Raw genomic sequence first — 5,315 nt, forward strand, 5'->3', positions numbered from 1 at the left:
ATATTATTAATATCCACAGCTTTGCCCTCCATTTACTTTTATTAATATTAGTTTAACATATTTTTAAATAATATTAATAAAATATTAAACTTTATTAAAAATAATTTTTATAATTTGTTTAATTAATTATAGAATAAAAAGAACCCATTTGAATTAAGTTACTCAAGTGGGTATTGCTTCACAATCCGGCCCGATTCCTGAACAAGAAAAATCCTGCATTTCATATAGGATTTTTGATCAAACTTTTTTACAAACGGTATAACTTTATTTAAAACGGTACATCTTTTTTATAAACGATACGACTTTCTTCCAAATCCACAACTTCCCCCATTTCGGGTATTTGGGCAAAAACACCCTATAAAACCTAAAAAAAAGAACCCTTCAAGTCATGAAAGAGTTCTTTTTGTTTATCTGTATTTAAGAATGCAAGTTACTTAGTTATTTCTTGTTATTCTGGAGAAAAAAATAACTAACAATGTAATCCCCATTCCTAAAATCATTGATATCAATATTGCTAAATCATGTAATACATAGAATGTTAATAAACTCCATAATCCCAAAGTTAAAAATATTAAGGTTAAAAACAAATTTGGCTTACTGTATTTTAATTTTTTCACATACAGCAGTAATAGCATTATAGGAATAGTATAGATAACAAACATGAAAATGTCTTTTTGATCATCTGGATTCCTAATATCAAAGCCCATTACAATGATTACCACTAAAGCAATCAACATAAACGCTATTTCCTTTATTTTTTCCACATTAAACACTCCTTTTTAAAAAAATTCCGAATTTTTTACACAAATATATAATAACATATTGACCATTTTGCATCCTCTCTGAGATAGAATGTGTATGTTTTTTTATCTTCGCTTACATCATATGTTTTAGCCACACCAGGAATCGGTTTATTGCCCTCTCCAAGCATATATAACCCCTCAAACACGTTACGCATAACATTCATTGATTCTCCATCAGTCGCCTTTGTTACATCCATTGTTGGAATTTCTGCGATATATGGAAAATGAATGGATTGTTTATCTGCCACTTTACCATTCGCCTTATTTTTCTTATCCTTTTCCACACTACAAGCTGTTAGTAATAAACTAGCACTTATAATCGTTGTAATAACCGTTGTAGTTTTCCCTCTCATTTTTTCTCCTCCTATATATATAAGATACTACCTATTCTATATTACTATATTAAATAAAATAAATAACCATCGATAACAGTTTGTACATTCATTACGGTACGTGAAATTACAATTGAACCACCTTCCGCTACATCTCCTTTAATGCTGATTGTCATACACATATGTATGTTTTCATTATTCTGAATTTAATTTTGTTAAAATTCGTGATTTAAAACCTACAAACTAATTTAACTCTGTATAACCCCCCATTGCAATAGTTGGTTCTATTTTTTTATTGCCTAAACTATGGGGTGCAATAGGTTGACTGTGAACTTGCTGCATTTTTAAGTCCAGGCTATACTTCAAGTGAAGGCGAGGTGAAATATACAAATGGAAAATTTTATTCTAGTACTTGTGGTGATTGCATTAGCCCTACATTTAAAATACGAAGAGTCTATCGCTCCATATTTCTCTATAACTTCAGTCATAACATTAATTTGTTATATCATGTACACGAATGATATAACAAATATTTTAGCATTGACTCTTTGTATTATATTAAATGGATTAGCTCTATGTTACGACTTCAAAAACATGATTATCAGTATTAAGAATTACGTAGCTAATTAATAGTTTTCATTAAAAATATCGTTAATTAACACACAATTAACGATATTTTATCTAAAATAATTTTTTACTTACTTTCGTAATTAATCTAACCGCCCACAAAGAATAGTATAAAATTATAAATCACCCCAAAACTTCCACCACGATTTCTTTTTCGCTGCCGCTACTTCTTCCTGTGCTGTTACAATAGTACTTTTCACATCTTGAATTTCTCTAATCACTCTCATAAGGTTTTCATCTCTTTGCTCTAACCTTTTTTCTATCCTTTCTTCACGTTCCTTCCTATCTTTCATATCGTCTTCAATTAACTTATTCCTTTGATCTATACGATCCCCTAGTCTCTTTTCCATTTCTAACAAGTTCGCTTGCTGCACCTTATTAATTTCTTCTATCATAGCGCTATATTGTTGTTGAAATTGATACTGCATTTGATAAGGTATTGCATCTGTCCCCTGGCTTTCTTCCTTCTTATTATCGATTCCAAATTGCTTTGCAATCATTTTTGCTGCTTTTTCTAAGGTCATACCATCCTGCTTACTCAACTCTACTAACTTTTCAATAAGTAACACATCAAACTCTGTATATTCTCTTCTTCCTCGACTATTCTTTTTTGCATCATATCCTTCACGCTCAAGAATATCTGAATACTTTCTAAGCGTGCTGCCACTCACTCCTAAACGATTATAAACCTCATTAGCGGTGTATACTATCTCCATTTCTGCCATAGCGCTACGCCACCTCCTATAAGAAAAATTCAATAAATGAGGAATAATACCTTTAATAATCAATCGACGAAGCTCGTACTGTCTTTGCTGATTTTTGTCGTTCAAATACCATCAATATTATTTCACCATGTTTTTCTCCGGCATAACTTTACTTCATAAATAATAATTAAAAACCCCTTCATAAAGAACGTAAGTTCGTATATAATAAGAACGTGCGTTCTTATTATATTAAGGAGGAATAACGGTGTATGATTACTCAATTTTTCCAAATCGAATTATTTTATGCGTAGATCTTCGTAGTTTTTATGCCAGTGTGTCGTGCATCAAGATGGGCTTAGATCCCCTGCAAACCAAATTAGCTGTAGTTGGTGATGTTAACCGAAGTGGTTCAATTGTCTTAGCTGCCACTCCGCCATTAAAAGCGTTGGGACTTAAGAAGATGGCAAGGAGCTACGAGATCCCTCGCCGTAAAGACATACTTATCGTTAATCCAATTATGGGAACTTATATTAAATGCTCAAATTACATAACGAAACTTGCTCTACAATACGTTCCTATTGAGGATTTCCACCAATATTCCATCGATGAATTCTTCATGGATATTACGGATAGCATTCATCTATTTGCTAATGATCCATATGAATTTGCTTTAAAGTTCAAACGTGAAATTTATGAGCATACACGCATTGAATGTACAATAGGAATTGGGCCCAACCCATTGATGAGCAAAATCGCATTAGATGTGGAAGCAAAGAAAACCAAAGACTGCATAGCATATTGGAAATACGAAGATGTACCCATAAAATTATGGTCGATACGACCACTCAATAAGTTTTGGGGGATTTCGAGCAAAACAGAAGCAAAGTTAAATCGAAAGGGAATACATTCAATCGGAGACTTAGCACAATACCCACTCAAGTACTTAAAACAAAGTTTCGGGGTCATTGGCACAGAAATGCACTTACATAGCAACGGCATTGATTTTAGCCGTATTTCAGAAAAATACGTACCCGCAACAACTTCTATTGGTAAAAGCCAAATACTTATGCGTGATTACACTATAGAAGAGTTTCCAATTATTCTCCTGGAACACATCGAAGAAGTTTGTTATCGGATGAGAAGGCAAAACAAACTCGCTCAGACACTCCAGTTTTCTATTGGTTACAGTAAAAATTACGCTGGTGGTTTTAGAAAAACTCACACTATGAACCGACCAACCAATTTAACAATGGATATCTATAATGTTTGCACATACTTTTTACACGAGTTTTATACAGGCGAACCCATTAGATCCATTAACGTTTCTTTAACTAACTTAATCAATGAAGGCGAAGAACAAATTTCTCTTTTCGATAACATCATACAACGAGAAAAAGAAGTGAAATTGACTAAAGTAATGGATGAAATACGTACTAAGTTTGGTAAAAACAGCATATTAAGAGGGATTTCTTATACACATAGCGCTACAGCAAGACACAGAAATACATTGTTAGGAGGGCATCGAGCATGAATCATACAAATATACCAAGAGGACGAGGAATGGTAAAGTTCAGTCCATTTTCTGCAATGCCTGAACAATTCGAAGGGATCAAACAGATTATTCAAGAACAATTAAAAGTAGAAAAGCCAGTGTTAGATGAACAACAAATAGAAGAAATAGGGAGAACATTAAATGAAGCCCTACATACAAAGCAAGAAGTAAATCTATGGTACTACAAAGACGGTTGTATATACCATGAAATAATGGACATCCAAAAGATTGACCTGTTTAAAAAAACAATCATTACTACCGATGCATTTCGTTTTCAAAATAAGTTTGACCTGGATGACATTGTTGATTGTAAATTACATAATTAATATCAAAAAGGAGAATACAGTATGAATGTAATTCATTTTGAACAAGCAAGAAAAAGAAAAATGAAAGAACTACAAATGACGACAAAGATACCTATTGTTGAACGAATTTATAAAGTGGGTGGAGAGGTAAAGTTTGATGTATCTGGTGAAAAGGAATTACCTAAAACATTTCTAGAAAAAGATGTTACCTAAGAATAGGCGTGTTAAATTTTAGTGTTGATAAAACAACTGAACATTAGAGAAACCTTTTCATTTCGAGGTTTCCCTATTTTCTTGAATAACTAAGATTGTCTTATGATTGAATCTTGTTCTCCAACTCTTGGATTCTCTTTTCTAACTTTTTGTTTTTTTCCATTTCTTGATAAACGAGTAAAAAAGATAAACTCCCCATACAAAAAGCAAGCCATTCCATATTCGCACCCCCAAACTATACAATCATGAGTTAAACGAGAAATAGCCTAAGAGTCGAGGGTATGTCCTTTCCCTCGCTATTCCACACTCTGGATACTCGTTACAACGTTGTTATAGCATATATGATAATCCATTTAAATAAGAATGTAAATTTTTGTATTGGTTTAAAATAAAGTTAAATCAAAAATACTTCACATCATTATAAAGTCTTTTAGTCTGGTAATTACTATAGCGCCATGTTAATTAACTAGATAACTTGTTGCCAAAAATACAAATAAATTATATAAGATATGAGCTAACATTGGGACTTTCAAATCCTTTGTCTTTTCATAACTCCATGCATATAAACAACCATTTACAAAGTAAGGAAAGAAGAACCAATCAAAGTGAACTGCTGCAAAGATACCATTAGCAATAACAATTGCTGTTGTTCGATTGATCTGCTCCCACAATATTTCTAATCCAAGTGGCAAAATCTTTCTAAATATAAACTCTTCAATGATAGGGGGCAACCAATACAGGTATCAATACATATAAAAGATTTATTTCTATCTTTTGAT

General features: G+C 32.3%; 5 protein-coding genes and 2 pseudogenes. 3 read left to right on the plus strand and 4 right to left on the minus strand.

Annotated elements, in window-relative coordinates; translation table 11 throughout:
* Nucleotides 1-434 precede the first annotated feature (434 nt).
* From AC1DTM_RS17730 to AC1DTM_RS17740, 3 genes and pseudogenes are all read right to left on the minus strand, one after another.
* The gene (locus AC1DTM_RS17730) at nucleotides 435-764 is read right to left on the minus strand and encodes a hypothetical protein (RefSeq protein WP_016104022.1); all 330 of its coding nucleotides are present in this window, start codon (nucleotides 762-764) and stop codon (nucleotides 435-437) included.
* 59 nt (nucleotides 765-823) lie between these two features.
* Nucleotides 824-1,156, minus strand: a pseudogene (locus AC1DTM_RS17735) (ABC transporter substrate-binding protein); the annotation flags it as partial.
* Between the two features lie 722 nt (nucleotides 1,157-1,878).
* Entirely contained in the window at nucleotides 1,879-2,487 is a 609-nt protein-coding gene (locus tag AC1DTM_RS17740) for a DUF3967 domain-containing protein (RefSeq protein WP_016104025.1), read from the minus strand.
* Nucleotides 2,488-2,731: 244 nt separating this feature from the next.
* Between AC1DTM_RS17740 and AC1DTM_RS17745 the strand changes: the two genes are divergently transcribed.
* From AC1DTM_RS17745 to AC1DTM_RS17755, 3 genes are read left to right on the plus strand one after another with little or no spacing between them, the layout of a single operon-like run.
* Nucleotides 2,732-3,997 (plus strand): Y-family DNA polymerase, encoded by a 1,266-nt coding sequence (locus AC1DTM_RS17745; RefSeq protein WP_016104026.1) that lies wholly within the window; start codon nucleotides 2,732-2,734, stop codon nucleotides 3,995-3,997.
* Nucleotides 3,994-4,344 carry a YolD-like family protein gene (locus tag AC1DTM_RS17750; RefSeq protein WP_016104027.1) on the plus strand — a complete coding sequence of 117 codons (351 nt, stop codon included), beginning with the start codon at nucleotides 3,994-3,996 and terminating at the stop codon, nucleotides 4,342-4,344. The genes AC1DTM_RS17745 and AC1DTM_RS17750 overlap by 4 nt, the downstream gene beginning before the upstream one ends.
* 21 nt (nucleotides 4,345-4,365) lie before the next feature.
* Complete coding sequence (locus AC1DTM_RS17755; protein ID WP_016104028.1) at nucleotides 4,366-4,536, plus strand: hypothetical protein; 171 nt, start codon at nucleotides 4,366-4,368, stop codon at nucleotides 4,534-4,536.
* A gap of 458 nt (nucleotides 4,537-4,994) precedes the next feature.
* Here AC1DTM_RS17755 and AC1DTM_RS17760 read toward each other — a convergent pair.
* A pseudogene (locus AC1DTM_RS17760) lies at nucleotides 4,995-5,315 on the minus strand (lysostaphin resistance A-like protein); the annotation flags it as partial.

Source organism: Bacillus sp. P4_D3, from assembly GCF_056401855.1.

Bases quoted from the DNA above. Each gene is read 5' to 3' on its own strand.
- AC1DTM_RS17740 (WP_016104025.1), bottom strand. From the start codon at position 2,487: ATGGCAGAAATGGAGATAGTATACACCGCTAATGAGGTTTATAATCGT.
- AC1DTM_RS17750 (WP_016104027.1), top strand. From the start codon at position 3,994: ATGAATCATACAAATATACCAAGAGGACGAGGAATGGTAAAGTTCAGT.
- AC1DTM_RS17755 (WP_016104028.1), top strand. From the start codon at position 4,366: ATGAATGTAATTCATTTTGAACAAGCAAGAAAAAGAAAAATGAAAGAA.